Origin of the sequence: Buttiauxella cochleicola (genome assembly GCF_021282435.1) — a bacterium.
GTDB lineage: Bacteria > Pseudomonadota > Gammaproteobacteria > Enterobacterales > Enterobacteriaceae > Buttiauxella > Buttiauxella massiliensis.
Genome location: NZ_JAJSOT010000001.1, coordinates 451,865 through 471,504, shown reverse-complemented (window position 1 = coordinate 471,504; position 19,640 = coordinate 451,865). Strand labels below are relative to the sequence as shown.

At 49.5% G+C, this 19,640-nt stretch carries 21 protein-coding genes; 5 read left to right on the top strand and 16 right to left on the bottom strand.

The annotated features are described in order from the left end of the window. From LVQ77_RS02165 to LVQ77_RS02115, 11 genes are all read right to left on the bottom strand, one after another. Window positions 1–807 (bottom strand): ABC transporter permease, encoded by an 807-nt coding sequence (locus LVQ77_RS02165; RefSeq protein ID WP_232863694.1) that lies wholly within the window; start codon window positions 805–807, stop codon window positions 1–3. Further along, the gene (locus tag LVQ77_RS02160) at window positions 797–1,735 is read right to left on the bottom strand and encodes an ABC transporter permease (RefSeq protein ID WP_370644924.1); all 939 of its coding nucleotides are present in this window, start codon (window positions 1,733–1,735) and stop codon (window positions 797–799) included. The genes LVQ77_RS02165 and LVQ77_RS02160 overlap by 11 nt, the downstream gene beginning before the upstream one ends. Before the next feature lie 7 nt (window positions 1,736–1,742). Next, on the bottom strand, window positions 1,743–2,768 hold the full coding sequence (locus tag LVQ77_RS02155) for an ABC transporter ATP-binding protein (protein ID WP_232863692.1): 1,026 nt from the start codon (window positions 2,766–2,768) through the stop codon (window positions 1,743–1,745). Between the two features lie 13 nt (window positions 2,769–2,781). Beyond that, window positions 2,782–3,927 (bottom strand): putative ABC transporter substrate-binding protein YdcS, encoded by a 1,146-nt coding sequence (gene ydcS, locus LVQ77_RS02150; protein ID WP_232903530.1) that lies wholly within the window; start codon window positions 3,925–3,927, stop codon window positions 2,782–2,784. Between the two features lie 338 nt (window positions 3,928–4,265). Continuing rightward, window positions 4,266–5,039 (bottom strand): benzoate diol dehydrogenase BenD, encoded by a 774-nt coding sequence (gene benD, locus LVQ77_RS02145; protein WP_232903529.1) that lies wholly within the window; start codon window positions 5,037–5,039, stop codon window positions 4,266–4,268. A gap of 9 nt (window positions 5,040–5,048) precedes the next feature. Further along, entirely contained in the window at window positions 5,049–6,077 is a 1,029-nt protein-coding gene (gene benC, locus LVQ77_RS02140; RefSeq protein ID WP_232903528.1) for a benzoate 1,2-dioxygenase electron transfer component BenC, read from the bottom strand. A gap of 14 nt (window positions 6,078–6,091) precedes the next feature. Beyond that, window positions 6,092–6,580: a benzoate 1,2-dioxygenase small subunit gene (gene benB, locus LVQ77_RS02135; RefSeq protein ID WP_151993558.1), complete on the bottom strand. Its 489-nt coding sequence runs from the start codon at window positions 6,578–6,580 to the stop codon at window positions 6,092–6,094. Continuing rightward, the gene (locus LVQ77_RS02130; RefSeq protein ID WP_304502998.1) at window positions 6,577–7,962 is read right to left on the bottom strand and encodes a Rieske 2Fe-2S domain-containing protein; all 1,386 of its coding nucleotides are present in this window, start codon (window positions 7,960–7,962) and stop codon (window positions 6,577–6,579) included. Before LVQ77_RS02130 ends, benB begins: the two co-directional genes overlap by 4 nt. An 88-nt stretch (window positions 7,963–8,050) precedes the next feature. Further along, a complete protein-coding gene (catA, locus tag LVQ77_RS02125; protein WP_232903527.1) occupies window positions 8,051–8,977 on the bottom strand; it encodes a catechol 1,2-dioxygenase in 927 nt (308 codons plus the stop codon). A 77-nt stretch (window positions 8,978–9,054) separates the two neighbouring features. After that, the gene (gene catC / locus LVQ77_RS02120) at window positions 9,055–9,345 is read right to left on the bottom strand and encodes a muconolactone Delta-isomerase (RefSeq protein WP_232863687.1); all 291 of its coding nucleotides are present in this window, start codon (window positions 9,343–9,345) and stop codon (window positions 9,055–9,057) included. 10 nt (window positions 9,346–9,355) lie between these two features. Then, window positions 9,356–10,474: a muconate cycloisomerase family protein gene (locus tag LVQ77_RS02115; protein ID WP_232903526.1), complete on the bottom strand. Its 1,119-nt coding sequence runs from the start codon at window positions 10,472–10,474 to the stop codon at window positions 9,356–9,358. A gap of 313 nt (window positions 10,475–10,787) precedes the next feature. Between LVQ77_RS02115 and LVQ77_RS02110 the strand changes: the two genes are divergently transcribed. After that, on the top strand, window positions 10,788–11,579 hold the full coding sequence (locus LVQ77_RS02110; protein ID WP_154154808.1) for an IclR family transcriptional regulator domain-containing protein: 792 nt from the start codon (window positions 10,788–10,790) through the stop codon (window positions 11,577–11,579). On the opposite strand, the gene LVQ77_RS02105 is transcribed toward LVQ77_RS02110, so the two are convergent. The 5 genes from LVQ77_RS02105 to LVQ77_RS02085 all read right to left on the bottom strand — a co-directional run bounded on the left by LVQ77_RS02105 (window position 11,571) and on the right by LVQ77_RS02085 (window position 15,836). Next, on the bottom strand, window positions 11,571–11,885 hold the full coding sequence (locus LVQ77_RS02105; protein WP_370639824.1) for a GNAT family N-acetyltransferase: 315 nt from the start codon (window positions 11,883–11,885) through the stop codon (window positions 11,571–11,573). The two genes, LVQ77_RS02110 and LVQ77_RS02105, sit on opposite strands and share 9 nt — an antisense overlap. Before the next feature lie 200 nt (window positions 11,886–12,085). Then, window positions 12,086–12,565, bottom strand: coding sequence for an Hcp family type VI secretion system effector (locus LVQ77_RS02100; RefSeq protein ID WP_232903525.1), 480 nt, complete (start codon window positions 12,563–12,565; stop codon window positions 12,086–12,088). Window positions 12,566–12,801: 236 nt separating this feature from the next. Next, entirely contained in the window at window positions 12,802–13,491 is a 690-nt protein-coding gene (locus tag LVQ77_RS02095; protein ID WP_232863685.1) for a hypothetical protein, read from the bottom strand. 116 nt (window positions 13,492–13,607) lie between these two features. Beyond that, entirely contained in the window at window positions 13,608–15,020 is a 1,413-nt protein-coding gene (locus LVQ77_RS02090; RefSeq protein ID WP_232903524.1) for an aminotransferase-like domain-containing protein, read from the bottom strand. Window positions 15,021–15,131: 111 nt separating this feature from the next. After that, entirely contained in the window at window positions 15,132–15,836 is a 705-nt protein-coding gene (locus LVQ77_RS02085; protein WP_232903523.1) for an alpha/beta hydrolase, read from the bottom strand. A 289-nt stretch (window positions 15,837–16,125) separates the two neighbouring features. Here LVQ77_RS02085 and LVQ77_RS02080 point away from each other — a divergent pair, with 289 nt between their 5' ends. The 4 genes from LVQ77_RS02080 (at window position 16,126) to LVQ77_RS02065 (ending at window position 19,636) form a co-directional block, all read left to right on the top strand. After that, a complete protein-coding gene (locus LVQ77_RS02080; RefSeq protein ID WP_232863682.1) occupies window positions 16,126–16,557 on the top strand; it encodes a type II toxin-antitoxin system HicB family antitoxin in 432 nt (143 codons plus the stop codon). Between the two features lie 543 nt (window positions 16,558–17,100). After that, window positions 17,101–18,501 carry a cytochrome ubiquinol oxidase subunit I gene (locus LVQ77_RS02075; RefSeq protein ID WP_232903522.1) on the top strand — a complete coding sequence of 467 codons (1,401 nt, stop codon included), beginning with the start codon at window positions 17,101–17,103 and terminating at the stop codon, window positions 18,499–18,501. Next, on the top strand, window positions 18,501–19,514 hold the full coding sequence (gene cydB / locus LVQ77_RS02070; protein WP_232903521.1) for a cytochrome d ubiquinol oxidase subunit II: 1,014 nt from the start codon (window positions 18,501–18,503) through the stop codon (window positions 19,512–19,514). The genes LVQ77_RS02075 and cydB overlap by 1 nt, the downstream gene beginning before the upstream one ends. Continuing rightward, complete coding sequence (locus LVQ77_RS02065; RefSeq protein ID WP_064519133.1) at window positions 19,514–19,636, top strand: DUF2474 domain-containing protein; 123 nt, start codon at window positions 19,514–19,516, stop codon at window positions 19,634–19,636. The genes cydB and LVQ77_RS02065 overlap by 1 nt, the downstream gene beginning before the upstream one ends. The last annotated feature ends 4 nt before the right edge of the window (window positions 19,637–19,640 follow it).

Here is a 19,640-nt window from a genome sequence, read left to right as displayed (position 1 = left end):
TTATTTACCGCTGCCCGCGACTTCATCTCCACCACGGCTCAGCCAGTACGCCCCTAAAATCGGAATGGTTGTCATCAACATCACCATTAGCGCCACCACATTCGTGACCGGAACTTCGCGCGGACGCCCTAATTGGTTGAGCAGCCACAGCGGCAATGTGCGTTCATGTCCTGCGGTAAAGGTAGTGACGATAATTTCATCAAACGACAGAGCAAACGCCAACATCCCTCCAGCGAGTAATGCCGACCCCAAATTAGGCAAAATGACATAGCGGAAGGTCTGCCAGCCGTCGGCACCAAGATCCATCGACGCCTCAATCAAACTGTAAGAGGTACGACGAAAACGAGCGATGACGTTGTTAAACACAATAACGACGCAAAACGTTGCGTGCCCAACCACGATGGTGAAAAAGCCCGGTTCAAAATTCATCATCTTGAAGGCGGTTAACAGCGCAAGGCCCGTGATAATTCCCGGCAAAGCAATCGGTAACAGCAACAATAACGAGATGGCATTTTTGCCGAAGAATTCACGCCGCCACAGTGCAGCCGCAGCCAGTGTGCCAAGGATCAAAGCAAGTATAGTTGCCAGTGCGGCAATTTTAAGTGACAACGTCACAGCGTCAAGAATGTCACTGCGCGATGCCGCCACGCTGAACCAGTGCAACGTCAGTCCTTTTGGCGGGAAGCTAAATGCCGCCTCTTCGGTGTTAAACGCATAAAGAGCGATTATCACCAGCGGGAAATGCAGGAAGATAACCCCGCCCCAGGCGGCAATTTTTAACAGTAATGGTGCGCGTTCAGAGTGCATCGAAGGCCCCCAGTCGTTTCACCAGTGAAAGATAAATAGCGATTAATACAATCGGCACCAGGGTAAACGCAGCCGCCATTGGCATATTGCCTATCGCGCCTTGCTGGGAATAGACCATATTGCCGATGAAATACCCCGGCGGCCCCACCAACTGCGGCACAATAAAATCACCCAGCGTAAGCGAAAACGTAAACACTGAACCTGCGGCCACACCAGGAATTGCCAGCGGTAAAATCACATGGCGGAAGGTTTGCGTTGGCCGCGCACCCAGATCAGCAGATGCCTGTAACAACGAAGGAGGAAGGCGCTCAAGTGCCGCCTGAATCGGCAAAATCATGAACGGCAGCCAGATGTAGAGGAATACCAGGAAGCGCCCAAAACCGGATGTGGATAGCGTATTACCGCCCACCGCTGGAATGGTCAGCATCAGGTTTAATAGCGGTTCCAATCCCATATGGTTAAGGAACCATTGGGCTACGCCATCACGGGAAAGTAACAGCGTCCAGGCGTAAGCCTTAACAATGTAACTGGCCCACATCGGCAGCATCACGGCGATATAGAAAAACGCTTTCAGCTTGCCGGTGGTATAGCGCGCCATAAAGTACGCCATCGGGAATGCCAGCACGGCGCTTGCAAGCGTGACAGCAATCGCCATCGTCAGGGTACGCAGAATAATGTCGTAGTTAGCCGGGTTAAACAGCGCCGCGATATTGGCAAAGGTCAGGTCAGGCGTGACCGACATGGTGAAATCATCGAAGGTGTAAAACCCTTGCCACAATAGCGTGAGTAACGAACCAAGATAAATAACACCGAACCATAACATCGGTGGCAGAAGCAGTAAGGCCAACCAGAATCCTGGACGCTGCCACAAAAATGTGGCAATGCGGCGCATCAGGCGGTTGTCAGGATGCGATGTGGGGAGACTCATATCCATTTCATCCTTCCCCCAACAGCGGGACCATCGCCGCACGAGGCCAGACTGCGGTGACCTGCTGGCCAATTTGATAGCGCTCTTCGCTGATAATCCGTTGCGGGTTCGCTTCACTGACCAGCAGTTTTTCGCCGTCGGCAAGGCGCAGTTCGAGTCGCGTCGCCGCTCCTTGATAGTGGATCTCCTGAATCATACCGCTAACGCTAATACCACCGCTTTGGCCAGAATGATCGTTGAGAACAATATGCTCAGGGCGTAGAGAAAATAGCCCCTCCTCACCGCACACTTTCCCGGAAAGCGCCGGTTGCAACACGTTTGAAGTACCGACAAAACTGGCCACAAATGCGGTACGCGGCTGCATATACAATTGGCGTGGCGTATCCACCTGCTCGATACGCCCATTATTGAACACCGCAACGCGGTCAGACATCGACAGCGCCTCACTTTGGTCGTGGGTGACGAAAATAAAGGTGATGCCCAGTTCACGCTGGAGTTTCTTCAGCTCGCCCTGCATCTGCTCACGCAGTTTAAGATCCAGTGCCCCCAGCGGCTCATCCAGTAACAACACTCGCGGACGATTCACTAACGCTCGTGCCAGCGCCACACGCTGACGTTGGCCACCGGAAAGCTGCGAGGGTTTGCGCGCGTGAACAAAGCCAAGCGCCACGCGTTCCAGTGCTTCCTGAGCTTTGGCAAGTCGCGTCTTTTTATCAACGCCTTTCACCATCAGCCCATAAGCGACGTTTTCCAGTACCGTCATATGGGGGAATAAGGCGTAATCCTGGAAAACGGTGTTCACATCGCGTTGATAAGGCGGCACGTCTTGTGCCGGTTTGCCAAAAATAGCTATCTCCCCGGAAGTCACCTGTTCAAAACCGGCAATCAGCCTTAAACAGGTGGTCTTGCCCGAGCCGGAAGGCCCGAGCATCGAGAAAAACTCCCCGTCATCGATATCAATTGAAACGTTATCTACGGCGCGAACATCACCATAAAGGCGCGAGACGTTTCTGAACTGAACAGCGTACGACATAACTCCTCCAGGCTTAGCGGCCACCCATAATGGCGATGTAATCCTGGGTCCAGCGACTGTACGGCACGAATTTACCGCCTTCGGCGACCGGAGTTTTCCAGAACACAATCTTATCGAAATAGTTGTAGCCGTTGGTTTCACAGCCTTTGTCGCCGAGCAAAGTGCTAGCTTTACAGCCTTCCGCTACCGCAGGCAGTGAACCGAACCAGGCCGCCACGTCACCCTGGACTTTCGCTTTTAGCGAGTGGTCCATCCATTTGTAGGCGCAGTTCATGTGTTTCGCATCAGCATGCAGCATGGTGGTATCCGCCCACCCGGTGACGCCCTCTTTCGGGAATACGGTGGCAATCGGCTGGCCTTCGCCTTTCAGGGCGTTAGCCTGATACGGCCAGGCGCTGGAAGCGACTACACCTTCGTTTTTGAAGTCACTCATCTGCACGGTGGTGTCATGCCAGTAGCGGTGAATCAAACCATGTTGGTCACGCAGCACTTTTAACACTGCGGCATATTGTTCTTCGGTGAGCTGGTACGGGTCGGTAATGCCCAGTTGTGGCTGTGTGGCTTTCACAAAAAGCGCGGCATCGGCGATGTAAATTGGCCCGTCGTAAGCCTGCACGCGGCCCTGGTTGGTTTTGCCATCTGGTAGATTTTGTTGTACGAACACAACACTCCAGCTGTCAGGCGGTGTCGGGAAGGTTTTAGTGTTGTACATCAGCAGGTTTGGCCCCCACTGATACGGCGTGCCGTAAACTTTATCGCCCACGTTAAACCACGATCCTTTCACCAGACGTGGATCGACGTTTTTCCAGTTTGGGATCAGCGCCGTGTTAATCGGCTGCACACGTTTACCCATAATCAGGCGCAAGGATGCATCGCCCGAGGCGGTGACGAGGTCATAACCGCCCTTCGCCATTAAACTGACCATTTCGTCAGACGTCGCGGCGGTTTTCACGTTCACCTTACAACCGGTCTCTTTTTCAAAGTCGGTGACCCAGTTGTACGCTTTGTCAGTATCACCTCGTTCGATATAACCCGGCCAGGCGATGATATCGAGCTGCCCTTCACCGGCACCTATTTTGTCTGGAAGCCCCGCCGCCTGTGCAGAAAGCACGGTCAAACAGAGGGTGGAAAGAGACCATATAGCCTGTTTTGTACGCATTGCTGCTACTCCTGTCTGAAAGATGAAGGCGGCACGCTCAAACAATCAGTGCCGAAGTCCAAAAAAATCCCCGTACAAAAACAATAGTCTGCGTAAATATGGCAAGCACAGGGCGGCAAGGAAATTTCACCAGGATGTGATAGACAGCGCAGTAAAGCGCGTACCTGAAATATTTCCCACGGTAAGATAACTGGATGATTTTTAGAGTGTAGATAAGGTGTAAGCGAGGCGGCTAATCTGCGCTATCGATTTTCGCAATTATTGAAATTTCATATGGATGGCGGTGAAAGTGAGGCGTCCGTCTGGGGCCGGATAACCGGCCTCTTTTCTTTTTATCGCTAACCTAAATCACCACCGCCGACTGGCAAGATAGTTCCCGTGATATAGCTTGCCTCGTCACTTGCCAGAAATAAAATCGCATTAGCCTGCTCAGTAAGCGAGCTATAACGATGCATCAGACTGCTCTCTTTGGTTTGGTCTACTACCTGCTGATACCATTCTTGCTCCTGTGGACTTGGCTGCTCCTGGTTACGAGGAGTCAGGCGTGCAGGCGCCTCTGTTCCGCCCGGTGCCGTGGCATTAATACGGATGCCGCTTCCGGTATATTCCATCGCCAACGATTGTGTTAACGCATTTACCCCACCTTTGGCGGCGGAATATGGCACGCGGTTAACCCCACGGGTTGCCACAGAAGAAACATTCACAATCGCACCGCGTTGTTGGGTGAGCATGTAAGGTAAGACGGCGCGACATCCCCACAGCGTAGGAAATAACGAGCGTCGGATTTCAGCTTCAATTTGCTCTGCCTGATATTCAGCAAAAGGACGAGCCCAAATAGTCCCGCCAACATTATTAACCAGCACGTCAATCACGCCGAAGTGCTGATGCGCCTCACTCATCGCCTTTTCAGTGCTTTGCCACTGTTCAAGGTCGGCCTCAATGGCCAGCACTTCGCTACCTTGCTGACGCAAATTTTGCGCAAGTTCGTGAACGTAGCGAGCGCGGTCAATCAAAGCCAGTCGCGCGCCCTCCTTAGCGGCTTGTTCAGCAACCTGGCGACCAATGCCCTGGGCCGCCCCGGTAATCACCATTACTTTGTTATGAAATCGCATTATGGCTCCTTAGGCTGCCGCGCTGTCCGTTGCATTCTGGCTGGGAGTGAATTTTTCGTAATGAAAATTCGCCGGGGTTATTTGGCGCTCGCGGAAACTGCGTAAAACTGCATCAACCATCGGTGGTGGCCCGCACAGATACACATCCACCTCACCCTGGTTAAGCAACTCTTCACTGAAGTGATCGGTGACATAGCCTTTTTGTGGGCAGGCGGAAGCTTCATCGGTGACTACCGGCAGCCAGGTCAAGTTTGGCAAGCGAGCCGCCAGTTCGTTAAGTACCTCGACCATCACTAGATCGGTATCTTTCGTCACACCATAAAGCAGCGTAATCGGCTGTTCGGCGGGAGTTTTCGCCAACTGTTTAAGCATGGCAAGAAACGGTGCCAGTCCCGTACCACCGGCCAACATCAAAATCGGGCGTAACGCCGGGCGCAGATAAAAACTACCCATTGGGCCTGTGAGCGTTAATACATCCCCTGCTTTCGCGTGCTGCGCAAGCCAGGTGCTCATCATGCCGCCAGGAACATTGCGAATCAGAAAGCTTGCCTGCGAATCACCAGGTAGCGAACTAAACGAATAGGCGCGTACCTGTTTCCCACCAGGGATCTGGATATTGACGTACTGCCCTGGCAGGAAATCGATGCCCTTATCCAGGCCGATGACCAATTCTATAGCGCTGGACGTCAGTGCTTCACTGCGTATTACCGTCCCCTCGAAACTGCCGATGCCAGTTTTGCAGGCCGCCGCGGGTACTGGCACATCAATCACACAATCAGAGTCGGGCACCATCTGGCAAGTTAGTACCAGGCGTTGTTGTGCTTCATCTTCGGAGAGCGCGTCCTCCAGAAAATCTTCACCGAGGTTGTACTCTCCGCTCGCACAGTGGCACTTACAGGTGCCGCATACGCCATCAGAGCAATCCATCGGTAAATTCACTTTCTGGCGATAGGCCGCATCCAGCACCTTTTCACCCACATTGCAGGAAATAAAACGTGTGACCCCATCTTCAAAGTTGAGGGCGATGTTAAAGCTCATGGCATTACCTCTTCTCAGACGTGATAGATGTCGATCACTTGACGGATGTAATCGTTATTCAGATGAATAGTTTTGCGGGTGATTTGCGGTCGACTTTCGCTCAAATCCAGTGTGCAGTATGTGGTGCCAAAGAAATAACCACTCTGCTGATAGCGATGGCTATGTGTCACCCAGTTGTAACGCACATCGACGCTGTTACCGCTTTGGCCGACAATGGCGATATTTGACAGCATATGCGTCGTTCTTGGCTCGGGCGTACTGGCTCCGGAACGCTCCGTTTTAATGCGATATACACGGTCTTCCAGCCCCTGGCGGTTTGGGTAAAAAATCAGTGAAATTTGGCTATAAGGATCGGTGGTGAGTTGATCGTCATCACCCCAGGCTGGCATCCAGTACACCACTTTCGGGCTGTAGCAACTGATCCATTCATCCCATTGACGATCGTCTAACAGACTCGCTTCATAATAGAGAAACTGGCTGATAGCGTTGATATCCAGACTCATGGCGTCACCTCCACACGTTGGGTAATGGAGGCATCGTAACTGCGCTGCTCTTTTTCAATCGCCGCCAGCATGGTTTGCTGCCAGTGATGGTGGTGCGCGATGTACAACGCTTCGTCTTCGGAACGTACGCCGCTCATTTGCGGCACAAAGCCTGCTTTTTGGGCATGTTCATCAGGCCCATAAACCCAATGCTGCGCTCCACGGCTCAGGTCGCTCCATTCAAGATTTTGCCCGAGATATCCATTCTGGCAGGCGCGGAACTCTTCCAAATCATCCGGCGTGCCCATACCGCTGACATTAAAGAAATCTTCGTACTGGCGAATGCGCGTGGCTCGTGTTTCAGCGGCTTCCCCTTTAGGCGCGAAGCAATAGATGGTGACTTCGGTTTTATCCACCGCCAGAGGGCGGATTACACGGATTTGCGTGGAGAACTGATCCATCAGATAAACATTGGGGTACAGGCATAAATTGCGCGTTTCATTCACCATTTGATCGGCGCGCAACTCACCAAACTGGGTAGTCAAACGTTCACGCTCGGCAAATACCGGGCGTACCTGCGGGTTAAGTGCTCGCGTCCAGAGCAGCATGTGTCCGTGTTCAAAACCGTAGCCACCGCCAATGCTTTTCGACCAGCCATTGGCATCCACCGCCTGAGTCCCCTCTTCTTCATAATTACGGCGCGACATAGTCGAGGCATAATTCCAGTGGACGACACTGACGTGATAACCATCGGCCCCATTCTCAGCACCCAGTTTCCAGTTACCCTCGTAAATGTAACTCGATGCACCTTGCAGAACTTCGAGGCCATCAGGTGCTTGATCCACTATCAGATCGATGATTTTTAGAGTTTCACCGAGATAATCATTAAGCGGCATCACATCGTCTGAAAGGCTGCCAAACAGGAACCCTCGATATGACTCAAAGCGCGGTAACTTTTTGAGATCGTGGGAACCGTGTTGCTTAAAGTTTTCTGGGTAGCCACCCACACTTTCGTCTTTAGCTTTTAGTAATTTACCGTTATTGCTAAACGTCCAACCGTGGAACGGGCAGGTGAACGAGCTTTTATTACCCGCTTTACGGCGGCATAACATGGCACCACGATGAGCACAGCTATTAATTAAACCATGCAATTCATTCTTTTTATCACGTGTAATAATTATTGGCTGCCTACCAAGGGTCAACGTGAAATAATCACCTGACTCAGGAATTTGGCTTTCGTGGGCCAGATAGACCCAACCTCCTTCAAATATATGTTTCATTTCGAGTTCAAATAGCTGCTCGTCAATAAAGATATTTCTGTTGTAGCGGTAAATGTCATTTTCACGATCAACAATTAGCGCGTTACTGATTTTCTTTTTTAATAAATCCATTTTATTTTGCATGGCTTAATCTCCCGTTGGGGATCTTTTATTTAGCGATGTAATGTGTGGCCAGAGGTGAAAGCGGTGCCAGCTTGTGCTGGCACTCTTATTATTCTTTGGCGCGCAGGCGAGCGATACGGGACTCTTCTTCTGGTGAATGAGAAACGCAAAGCGTGAAGTCAAAATTCACTTCGGTGTGCGGGCCATTTAAGCCACGCGTTTTAATAGTCTGCGTATCGGTCACTTCTACCGGGTCGGCAATTAATCCGTCACGAGTTGCAAAGGCAAAATCATCCCACAGATATTTGTCACCAATGAGATTGATCTGGCTGGTGAGATGTTTATGGCCCGGAGCGGAAACAAAGAAATGAATATGTGCTGGGCGATTTCCGTGACGGCCTAAACCATTCAATAGGTGCTGTGTCGGACCGTTCGGTGGGCAACCGTAGCCTGATGGCACAATACTTTGCACGCTGTAACGCCCATCACTACCAGTTTTAATGCGGCGGCGCAGGTTGTATTCGCTCTGACTTGAGTCGAAGAAGGAGTAGTTACCCAGCGTATTGGCGTGCCAGATATCAACAACAGCATTTGCCACCGGGTTGCCTTTCGTGTCACGCACAGTTCCGAACAGCCACATGGTTTTACCATTGTCCTTCCCGTCATCCATGCGATCATGGCCCTGAGAAAGTGGCGCGTTAGCAACATACAGGGGGCCTTCAATAGTACGTGGGGTGCCGGTTTCAATCTCGGCTGCTGCATCCAGAGCATCCTGGCGTAAATCCAGGTAGTGCTCAATGCCAAGGCCAGCGGCTAATAATGCTGCCTCTTTGCTGCCACCCAACTCGTGCAGGTAATTAACTGCGTGCCAGAACTCTTCTTCGGTAACATTAAAATCATCAATCAATGCACAAATATTTTCTAACATGCGATGAATAATATTCTTAAAACGCTCATCGCCCTCCGTACTATTTAAACCGGCACTCTCTCTTAATAATGCTTGTACTTCTGGTTGGTTAATGAAGTTCTTTGTCATAATGATTGTCTCATTGCTTATTTGTAGGGAACCACACCCTGAAAAAGAGCATGGTTAAGATGAATTATTATTGTTATTTACTTATCGTCGTTACGAATTGATGATGGATGGCGACACAAAGCGTCCACTTGAATATCCATGTAAGGGTATAGCGGCAACCCCATTAATATTTCGTGCAGTTCATCAGCATCTTTAACATCAAAAATGCTGACATTTGAATACAGACCGGCAACGCGCCAAATATGTCGCCACTTACCTTCTTGCTGTAAAGCTTGTGAATAGGCCTTTTCTTTAGCTTTAATTTCTGTAGCTATTGTTTCCGGCATATCTAGTGGAATATTTACCGTCATTTCAACTTTAAATAACATGTCATTCTCCTCAATCCTTGCGGCGATAATAGTTGAGTTTATCTTCATCAATTGTTACGCCAAGCCCTGAAGTCTGAGGCAATTCGACGGAACTATTGGCAAAATGCAACGGGTTCTCAACAATGTCATCTTTCAGTAATAAGGGGCCGAACATTTCAGTCCCCCACTGCAACGGCAACGTTGACCAGGCATGTAAGGAGGCAACCGTACCGATAGTCCCTTCCAGCATCGTCCCGCCATACAAACCGACTCCCGCAGCCTGAGCCACATGGGCCAGCTGCAAAACACTTGCCGGACCACCTGATTTAGCAATTTTCAACGCGTATGCACCAATAAAACCACGGCGGGCAATATCAAACCCGTCATCGCTGCTGGCAACCGCTTCATCAGCAAGGATAGCAGCCCGGCAGTGCTGGCTAAGATGAACCAGTGCTTCACGGTTTTGTGCAGCCACCGGCTGTTCAATCAGATCAATACCCATTGCATCAAGCTCAGCACAACCGCGCACGGCGGTGCTGGTGTCCCACGCCTGATTCACATCAACTCGAATGCTGGCACGATCGCCAAGTGCGACCACAATGGCGCGGGTGTGTTGCATGTCGGTGCGAAAATCTCGCGCACCAATTTTAAGTTTGAAGGCGTTATGCCGCCCTTCTTCCAGCAGCTTTTCACCTTCGGCAATGTCTTTGCTGGTGTCGCCACTGGCCAGCGTCCATAGCACCGGAAGTTTCGTGGTGAGTGCGCCACCCAACAGCGAACTTACCGGTAGACCAAGGGCTTTTCCCTGTGCATCGAGCAGTGCGGTTTCAATAGCTGATTTAGCGAAGGTATTGCCACGTACACACTGGTTCATCAGCGCCACAAGGGCATTCACATTATCTGCTGCCTGACCGACTAGCAGTGGTGTAAGGTAAGTATCAATTGCCGATTTGATAGCTTCCGGGCTTTCTACGCCGTAACTCAGGCCGCCAATGGTTGTCGCTTCGCCAATCCCGACAATACCGTCTGAGCGAGTCAGGCGCAGGATAACCAAAGTCTGGCATCCCATGGTGGTCATGGAGAGTTTGTGTGGCCGGATGGTCGGCAGGTCAACAATCACGGTGTCGAGTTGTTCGATAGTGGCGCTCATATCTCTTCCCTTGGGCACTTTTAATCAAATAGTTGTCACCCGTCGGATGCGGGTGAATTGCCCCTGCAAACTTAGCGGTGTTTTCTGACAATAGGAGTTCACTCGTCCTGGAGTCAACGGCGGTAATCGAATTTATGTGCGATTATCGACGCGTTTCGGTTATTCACCGTTAATTTGTGATCCCAGTGTAATATTCTTCATATTGATTGATTCACGATTGTCCCTAAGCAGCAGTTAGCGCATTCTGAAGAACATTCTGACGCGACCGTGGGACATTTAAATGGCAGGCAGCAATCCTGATAACATTGAAGTTATGGCGAGCGAAAATGAAGAAATTCAATCTGTTGCAAAGCGCGACCCTAATTTTATGCTTTCTCTGGCTCGTGGCCTGGAAGTGCTCAACGCTTTTACCCCCCAGCGCCAGCGTTTGACTATTTCGCAACTGAGCCAGAAAACCCATATTTCACGCGCCGCTGTACGCCGTTGCCTGTATACCCTTGCGACACTGGGTATGGTGCATAGCCCTGATGGCCGCAGTTATGAATTGCTGCCGCGAGTACTGACCGTTGGGCATGCTTATCTGGCGGGGACGCCGCTGGCAAAAGCTGCGCAAATATCGCTGGATAACCTGAGTAAAAGTCTGAGCCAATCTTGCTCGGTCGCCACACTTGATGGAGATGACGTGCTGTATATCGCACGCACGGCAGTCAATAACCTGGTGAGCATCGATATTGGCCGGGGAAGTCGCCTGCCGGCATGGGCCACATCAATGGGCCGCGTACTGTTAAGCGCATTGCCGGAGGCAGAACTTGAAGCATGGCTGGGACGGGCAAAACTTATCCGCTACACCCAATACTCGATTACGACAATTGCACAATTGCGCGAAGAGATTGCGCTAGTGCGCCGCCAGGGGTATGCCATTAACGACCAGCAACTTGAAATTGGACTGCGTTCTGTAGCGGTGCCGATGCTGGCACGCGGCGGGAAAGTCGTGGCGGCGATGAATGTAGGTGTTCCTGCGGCAGAACTTACAGTGGCCGATCTTCGTGCGCAAATATTGCCGCCGTTACGTCGTGCCGCAGCAGAGTTATCGATGTCACTTTAGGTTGGCGATCCGGTAAACAACATGTCGCCGTAAGGGATGCCCTTCATCCAGAAGGGGATAATCAAACTCCTCACCGCGCTGCATACCGATTTTTTCCATCACGCGCTGCGAAGGGATATTATCCAGCGCGGTAAATGCCACAATTTCTTTCATCCCATGCAGTTCAAAGCCGATTTCCAATGCTTTACGCACCGCTTCTGGTGCATAGCCCTTACCCCAGAATGCGTTATCAAGCCGCCAGCCAATTTCAATAACCGGTGAAAAAGGCAGCTCATAGCCGGGAACATTTAGCCCAACAAAACCTATAAATGCCCCGGTACTAACGGTGTCTTTTTAATCGAAAATTGGCACTTAACGGACGGTCTTGTCTACTAATCGATTTTTCAGACGATAATTTACCTCTTACCGTACGTTTTCGTACGGTTGGCCCTCAAACCCCTGATATAAAAAAACCGGACATTACGTCCGGTTCTTAGTTGCCTTATAAGAGCATTTTCCCATCGTTATCAGGCACAACAACGGTCGTTCCATGAATCACGATAGATAATATTTCCTTCCGTATACTTCCAGGTGATCGCCTCATAACGCAATTCAAGCGTTTCCAGGTGAGTGCTACTCATCCCGTTAGGAGAAAGATATGGAGCAACCGTAGTGAACTTAACGTTTTCCAAAATGATATTGAAATATTCGGCCTCGACGCCTGATTCCTGGATGCGATACATCTTGATTGTTGCTTTCTTCAAGGTACGGCCTTCGCAAACAGCGCGGTACAGGAGGGGTGTTGTCTGGTCAAATTCTTTCACTATCGTGATAGGTCGGTGAACGCGCGTCCCTGTAAGTTTTCCCCAGCTCGAATCAACCGGAATAGTTACACCGTGGGAAAATGATTTTAACTCTATAGAACCCAGGCGCAGTGGCATTAGACAATTGCCAACAATCGGAGAACCATTTTCATCTTCAAGCCATAAGTGAGCGGGAGTAGACATGTAATTTCCTTATAAATAAATTTAAATAATGCTAGTTTTTGACAGTTACCATTTCACATATCGACTAAAAATATATATTACAAATACAGCGAACACCGGTATAACCCAAAGCGGGACAGCAGGAAAAAAATTTATCTGCACCAGCGCATATGTAATTATTATTGCCTGAGGAGCATAAAGGCCGACAAGAGACGTAAACACTCGCTTAAAGAATCTTTTAATAAGGCTAAACATCGTTATCGAATCATCCTGGTGATGATGTCTGCAATGTTTGTCTCTGATTCTGAGTGCGTAAACGCCCCTGCGCGCTCAAGCAATGGTTCGACTAAAAAATACATCATTTCTAGCTCATGAGCGTACAGAGCACTGTAATAAGCGGGAGACTGAATTTGCAACCGATGGGCGCTCTCGGCGGCTTTCTGAACAACACCATACACACCCGATAAAATTATAGCTCCACCTGATGCACGCCCTGCAAGTGCGGCAATATCGAGATTCAGGTTCGTACCAACTGAAACTGATGCAGCCGTCGCTAACGCGAATCCATGTTTAGTAAGTGAGCTTGCGGCAATGTGGACATTTACTGCCATTAACAGTTGTTTGATGTGCTCTAGTTGATCGGATGTTTTGTACCGAAATATTTCTTCAAAGTAGATTTTGAGCATTTCATACACAACATCTTCGCGCCTCAGAATATGGTAAACACCTTTGGCAAATCGGATATCCTCAGCCTTTTGTTGTTGGCAGACGTCCTGATATTCATAAGTAAAGCAGGATGTGTAATACAGCCCGCGCCTTGCACCTGCACCAATCGTTTCAATCTGATTTGATACAGCCTTTCCCACGCCTGTTAATGCGTGGTCGAGTTTTAACGCCAGAATTTTATTAGCCTGTAAATAACTGATAACTTCATTTCTGAAGTACATAACTAATCCTTGTTAATTTGATATATCAGTACGTTAGTCCACTAGCGTACGTTTTCGTTCCATTAACCCTCAAACCCATTGTCGTAGAATCAGACGTTCAGTGTGGTACTCCATGGCTACTCCTTAATTTGATTTCTGATGAGGTTCGCTAATGTCTCCACCGCGTGTTGTTCCCGCTCACCTAAAGCCCATGAAGCATTCAGGCGAAAATAGTTATGCCAGGCGCCCCCGGTGGTGAACATTTTGCCCGGCGCGATACTGATTTTATGGGTTATAGCCTGCTCACTTAGCACGCTGGCATCCATGTATTCCGGCAGTTCAACCCAAACGAAATAGCCACTTTCCGTGTGATGAATTTTTACTTCCGCGGGGAAAAGCTGATGTAGCGCCTGCAAGGTTTGCTGTTTACGCTCAGCCAGAATGCGCCGCAGCTTCCGTAAGTGCGTGTCGTAACGCTTGGTCGCCAGATAATCGACCAGAGCCAACTGCATCGGCGAGCTTGTGGAAAGTGTGCTCATTAACTGAAGCTGCTGAATACGACGCGCATGTTTTCCTGCCGCCACCCAACCAATACGAAATCCCGCCACCAGACATTTTGAAAATGACGAACAATGCAGCGTAATACCCTGTGCATCATATGCACGTGCCGGTAATGGACGTTCGCGGCCGAAATAAAGCTCGCTGTATACGTCATCTTCGATGAGTGTCACATTGTGTTGTTGCAACAATTCAACCAGTTGCTGCTTCTTTTCTGGTGACAACGTCACGCCGAGCGGGTTCTGGGCGTTGGTCATTAACCAGCAGGCTTTTACTGGATAATCGTTGAGCGCCTGTTTCAGCGCCACCAAATCGATACCGTTTTGCGGATCGGTCGCCACAGATAGAGCCTTTAAACGCAAGCGTTCCAGCGCCTGTAGTGCACCGTAAAAACAGGGGTTTTCAACGATCACCCAATCCCCCGGCTCGGTCACCGCTTGCAGACTAAGGTTTAGCGCTTCTAGCGCGCCAGCGGTGATGACAATTTCGTCCGGCGAAACTTGCATTCCGTGTTGTGCATAACGTCGAGCAATTGCGTGGCGCAGCGCTTCATTACCCGGTGGCAAATTTTCAATCACGCTCATCGCTGTTGCCGTTTTACTGACGGTCGCAAGCGAGCGGTTAAGTTGTTGCAGCGGGAATAAACGTGGGTCGGGGAACGCGGAGCCGAATGGCACTACGGTTGAGTCGCCGCTGGCCTGCAACACATCAAAAATGTAGGTATTAATATCTACCGCTTCATCACGCGTCACTTTTACAGGAGCTATCGCACTCCGCGTTGCCGGGCGAGAGGCCACGTAATAGCCGGACTGCGGCCGGGCGACAATTACGCCCTGGCTCTCAAGTGTCTGATAGGCATGGCTAACTGTCATAAAACTCATGCCGCTTAGCGTGACTTGCTCACGTAGCGACGGCAACTTATCCCCAGGTAGCCATGCACCGAGGGCAATTTGATCGATAATCTGCTGGGCAAGTTGCTGGTATTTTTTCATTTTTTGGCAGTACCGTTTCTATATCAGAGAGCTAAAAATACGCCAATTTAGTAAACTGTTATAGGCAAATAACGCTTTTTCTCTGCAAGTGTTTAGCGGTAACTCCGCTATTTATTTAGATAAACAGCGTTCAAAAGCAGAACGGTTTTTTTCATATAAGTCAGGAGATAGCATTAAGCTATCCCATATGCTGTTATGACCTGCCCCCGGAATAATCAAAAGATCTTTTTTGGCAGCATTCACTGCAGAATCCGCCAGCTTTTGGGGTATTTCAGAAGGAATGATCGCGTCATTCTGTGCTGCAACAACAAGCAAGTTACCCGTGAATCCAGCTGCAATATCCCATGCATCTGTGGCTTCCCAGCTTCGGTGTTTACGAATGATTTGTGAAAAATCAGGACCAAATTTGACCTTGTAAGCGGACTTTGCGTAAACACCTGGAACCATGAGAATCAAGGTTCTCAGTTGAATAACGGTACTCAAATGCAGCGCATTATAGGCCCCCATGCTTACACCCATACATCCTGACAAAGGATGATTCAGATGGGCAATGACAGCCTCTGCTTGCCTGGTACGGCTCAAGAGAGAAGACTCATATAACTCCCCTCCGGTCTCCCCGTGACCGATGAAGTCAAAAGCAGTCGTTCCATAACCTAACTCTTTTAAAAGAAGGCGATATTTAGAGAAAACCTTGCGATCCTTACCTCCCCCATGGAGCATCAAAATATGCCCCTTACAACCAGGTGTAGTCTCGGCAATTATTGTTTTACCGTGAAATGGCACATGGAAAGAGTGGTTTAAAGCTCCGTCGGTCATTGCGTTACCATGTTCTTATATATGGTTAGTTATCCATTCTTACTGTGGTGCAGTGGTTTATTCAACAAAACAATTAACTTTCACCCACCATATATAGAGCTCCGGGGTTTATAGAATCACTTCAAGTATTATTGGTAATGAAATTCTTCGAGTGATGACAAAAAACAGCCATACATACAGAGATTGTTCTGGATTATCGTTGTTGCTAAAAAATAAAAGACAACATTTTTGTTATATTTATAACCTTATATGTTACTGTGCTTGCATCACCAGAAACAAGGTCAGGTAAATGTTTAAATTTTCGGTAACAGCAGCGCTAAATGAAGATACTGATGAGTACGAAATAAGCTCTCGTGATTTTGATAATTTGCACTCAGTCGCTTTTGCTGAGGATGATATTGAACTAGAGGCCAGGGATGCTATTACAGCGATGATTGGTGAATTAATTGACTCACGCATACCAGTGCCAACGCCATCGGCTGCGCTGGAGGGCGAGTTAGTGATTCATCTTCCTGTGCTTACGTGCCTGAAGGCCACTCTTCACAACGCCATGATTAATACCGGGACAAGAAAGGCTGACCTTGCACGAAAACTTAATCAGAAAGGCCCTCAGATTGACAGGCTTTTGGATGTCAGCCACGCATCGAAAGTAGAAACTCTGGAGCAGGCCTTATATCTAATAGGATATGAAGTTTCAGTGTCTGTCTCGAAAGTCGCATAAAAGAAATAGAACCCATTAGCCGCTACAGTTTGTTTGTGGCTAATATTCTAAATTCAAATCAAACTCTTCCAGGCCAATGACCGTGGGCCTTGCATGTTTAACTCCTGATTAATACCCATGCTATTTCCAAGCCAATTCAAGCAATGTTAATGCGCGCATAAATATTAAATAAACTTAACAATTAAGGCGTATTCAATTGTAGATTTTCAGTTTCTGAATTACACATAAATGGTGTGTACATAAAAAAGATATATACCCAAAATAATTCAAGATGCAGGAAGGCGGCAAGAGAACGAGTCCCGATGAGCTTACTCAGGTAAGTGATTCGGGTGAGTAAACGTAGCCAACGCACATGCAACTTGAAGTATAACGGGTATACATTGCTGTGTTTGAATTCATCCCGGCAATTGCGGAGTCGCATGGCCGGGATTTTTTTATCGTTAAGTGACAACTGTTATAGCTTTATGCTGAGAGTCTGTTTCTACAACCCAGGTGTGACGCGGCTTACAATCGAATCGAATCAATTTTTATGCGGAGTACTGCATGTTCGGTTTAGACGCTTTTCATCTGGCAAGAATTCAGTTTGCATTTACTGTCTCCTTCCACATTATTTTCCCTGCCATCACCATCGGGCTTGCCAGCTATCTGGCGGTGCTAGAAGGGTTATGGCTGAAATCTAAAAATCCGACTTATCGTTCGCTATACGATTTCTGGTCAAAGATCTTCGCGGTTAACTTCGGCATGGGCGTGGTGTCCGGGCTGGTAATGGCCTATCAGTTCGGCACTAACTGGAGCGGTTTTTCTCAATTTGCGGGCAGTATCACTGGGCCGCTTTTGACCTATGAAGTGCTGACGGCATTTTTCCTGGAAGCCGGTTTCCTGGGCGTGATGTTGTTTGGCTGGAAACGTGTCGGGCCTGGGCTACATTTCTTTGCCACCTGTATGGTGGCACTAGGCACGCTTATCTCGACCTTCTGGATTCTGGCCTCTAATAGCTGGATGCAAACGCCGCAAGGGTTTGAAATTCACAACGGCCAGGTGGTGCCGGTGGACTGGTTCGCGGTGGTGTTTAACCCCTCCTTCCCTTACCGCCTGTTGCATATGTCGGTAGCCGCTTTCCTCAGTAGTGCCTTTTTTGTTGGTGCATCGGCAGCCTGGCATCTGCTGGGTGGCAACAAAAGCCCAGCCATTAAAACCATGTTTTCAATGGCGCTTTGGATGGCGTTAATTGTTGCGCCACTGCAAGCCATGATTGGTGATATGCACGGACTCAATACCCTGAAACACCAGCCTGCAAAAATTGCCGCTATTGAAGGCCATTGGGAGAATGTACCCGGGGAGCCAACTCCGCTACTACTGTTTGGCTGGCCAGATATGGAACAAGAGCGCACGCGCTTTGGTCTTGAAATCCCGGCACTTGGCAGCCTGATCCTCACCCATAGTCTGGATAAGCAAGTTCCAGCGCTAAAAGAGTTCCCAAAAGAGGACCGTCCAAACTCAACGATGGTGTTCTGGTCGTTCCGTATTATGGCGGGCCTGGGCATGTTGATGATTCTGGCTGGCGTGATGAGTTTGTGGCTGCGCTATCGTCATCGTTTATACGAGAACCGCGCCTTCCTGCGCTTTATGTTGTGGATGGGGCCATCCGGGCTCATCGCTATTCTGGCCGGTTGGGTCACGACAGAAGTGGGACGCCAGCCGTGGGTTGTGTACGGTCTGCTGCGCACTAAAGATGCTGTTTCAGCACACGGCAACTTGCAGATGAGCATCAGCCTTTTGACCTTCTTTGTGGTGTATATGTCGGTATTTGGCGTGGGGTATAGCTATATGATCCGCCAAATTAAGAAAGGGCCACAACCTTTTAACGACGACACACCTCCTACGCATGGCACACCTTCTCGTCCGCTCTCTGCGGCAACTCAATCATTAGAGGAGTTACGTTAATGGGCGTCGACCTGTCAGTTATCTGGTTTGTCATTATTGTATTCGCAACACTTATGTACATCGTGATGGATGGTTTTGATCTCGGCATCGGCATTATGTTTCCGTTTGTTCGTGACGCAGATGACCGCGATGTGATGGTGAACAGCGTGGCTCCCGTTTGGGACGGCAACGAAACCTGGCTGGTTCTCGGGGGGGCTGCATTATTTGGGGCGTTCCCTCTCGCATACGCCGTTATTATTGATGCACTCACCATTCCGTTAACGTTAATGCTTATTGGCCTCATTTTTCGTGGTGTGGCATTCGAGTTCCGCTTTAAAGCAACGCCTGCGCATCGGCCTTTCTGGGATAAAGCATTTATTGGTGGTTCAATAGTGGCGACGTTTTGCCAGGGCATTGTGGTTGGGGCGGTAATTTCTGGCTTCCCGGTCATCGGGCGCACCTTTGGTGGCTCTCAACTGGACTGGATTACACCGTTTAATCTGTTCTGTGGGGTTGGTCTGGTGGTGGCATATGCGCTACTGGGGGCGAGTTGGCTGGTCATGAAAAGCGAAGATCCATTGCTTAAAACCATGCGTAAAGTCGTCAAACCACTGCTGGTGATGATGTTGGCTGTTATCGCGATTATCAGTATCTGGACGCCACTTTCACATCCGCAAATCGCTGCCCGCTGGTTTAGCCTGCCGAATCTGTATTTCCTGTTGCCGGTACCCCTTCTGGTGGTGTTGTGCAGCATCTGGTTATGGAAAGCAGTCGGTTCTGAGGAAAGCTGGCATAGCACACCGTTTTTGCTGACACTGGGGCTGATTTTCTTAGGCTTTAGCGGACTGGGTATCAGTATCTGGCCCTATCTCATTCCGCCGTCAATTACGCTTTGGCAGGCCGCAGCGCCACCGCAGAGTCAGGGCTTTATGCTGGTCGGCGCGCTGTTTATTATCCCGATCATTTTGGTTTACACCTTCTGGAGCTATTACGTTTTTCGCGGGAAGGTACAACATGGCGAGGGGTATCACTGATGAAACAGACCGGAATCCGTTTGTTATGGATGGTCGCGTTATGGGGCGCGAGTGTTTTGGCTTTGACCGCTGTGGGGATGGGATTCCGGCTGTTGATGACAGCCGCCGGATTTAAGTCCTGAGATA

Excerpts from the sequence above, each read along its gene's own strand:
- LVQ77_RS02165 (WP_232863694.1), bottom strand. The coding sequence starts at position 807 with ATGCACTCTGAACGCGCACCATTACTGTTAAAAATTGCCGCCTGGGGC.
- LVQ77_RS02160 (WP_370644924.1), bottom strand. The coding sequence starts at position 1,735 with ATGAGTCTCCCCACATCGCATCCTGACAACCGCCTGATGCGCCGCATT.
- LVQ77_RS02155 (WP_232863692.1), bottom strand. The coding sequence starts at position 2,768 with ATGTCGTACGCTGTTCAGTTCAGAAACGTCTCGCGCCTTTATGGTGAT.
- ydcS (WP_232903530.1), bottom strand. The coding sequence starts at position 3,927 with ATGCGTACAAAACAGGCTATATGGTCTCTTTCCACCCTCTGTTTGACC.
- benD (WP_232903529.1), bottom strand. The coding sequence starts at position 5,039 with ATGCGATTTCATAACAAAGTAATGGTGATTACCGGGGCGGCCCAGGGC.
- benC (WP_232903528.1), bottom strand. The coding sequence starts at position 6,077 with ATGAGCTTTAACATCGCCCTCAACTTTGAAGATGGGGTCACACGTTTT.
- benB (WP_151993558.1), bottom strand. The coding sequence starts at position 6,580 with ATGAGTCTGGATATCAACGCTATCAGCCAGTTTCTCTATTATGAAGCG.
- LVQ77_RS02130 (WP_304502998.1), bottom strand. The coding sequence starts at position 7,962 with ATGCAAAATAAAATGGATTTATTAAAAAAGAAAATCAGTAACGCGCTA.
- catA (WP_232903527.1), bottom strand. The coding sequence starts at position 8,977 with ATGACAAAGAACTTCATTAACCAACCAGAAGTACAAGCATTATTAAGA.
- catC (WP_232863687.1), bottom strand. The coding sequence starts at position 9,345 with ATGTTATTTAAAGTTGAAATGACGGTAAATATTCCACTAGATATGCCG.
- LVQ77_RS02115 (WP_232903526.1), bottom strand. The coding sequence starts at position 10,474 with ATGAGCGCCACTATCGAACAACTCGACACCGTGATTGTTGACCTGCCG.
- LVQ77_RS02110 (WP_154154808.1), top strand. The coding sequence starts at position 10,788 with ATGGCGAGCGAAAATGAAGAAATTCAATCTGTTGCAAAGCGCGACCCT.
- LVQ77_RS02100 (WP_232903525.1), bottom strand. The coding sequence starts at position 12,565 with ATGTCTACTCCCGCTCACTTATGGCTTGAAGATGAAAATGGTTCTCCG.
- LVQ77_RS02095 (WP_232863685.1), bottom strand. The coding sequence starts at position 13,491 with ATGTACTTCAGAAATGAAGTTATCAGTTATTTACAGGCTAATAAAATT.
- LVQ77_RS02090 (WP_232903524.1), bottom strand. The coding sequence starts at position 15,020 with ATGAAAAAATACCAGCAACTTGCCCAGCAGATTATCGATCAAATTGCC.
- LVQ77_RS02085 (WP_232903523.1), bottom strand. The coding sequence starts at position 15,836 with ATGACCGACGGAGCTTTAAACCACTCTTTCCATGTGCCATTTCACGGT.
- LVQ77_RS02080 (WP_232863682.1), top strand. The coding sequence starts at position 16,126 with ATGTTTAAATTTTCGGTAACAGCAGCGCTAAATGAAGATACTGATGAG.
- LVQ77_RS02075 (WP_232903522.1), top strand. The coding sequence starts at position 17,101 with ATGTTCGGTTTAGACGCTTTTCATCTGGCAAGAATTCAGTTTGCATTT.
- cydB (WP_232903521.1), top strand. The coding sequence starts at position 18,501 with ATGGGCGTCGACCTGTCAGTTATCTGGTTTGTCATTATTGTATTCGCA.
- LVQ77_RS02065 (WP_064519133.1), top strand. The coding sequence starts at position 19,514 with ATGAAACAGACCGGAATCCGTTTGTTATGGATGGTCGCGTTATGGGGC.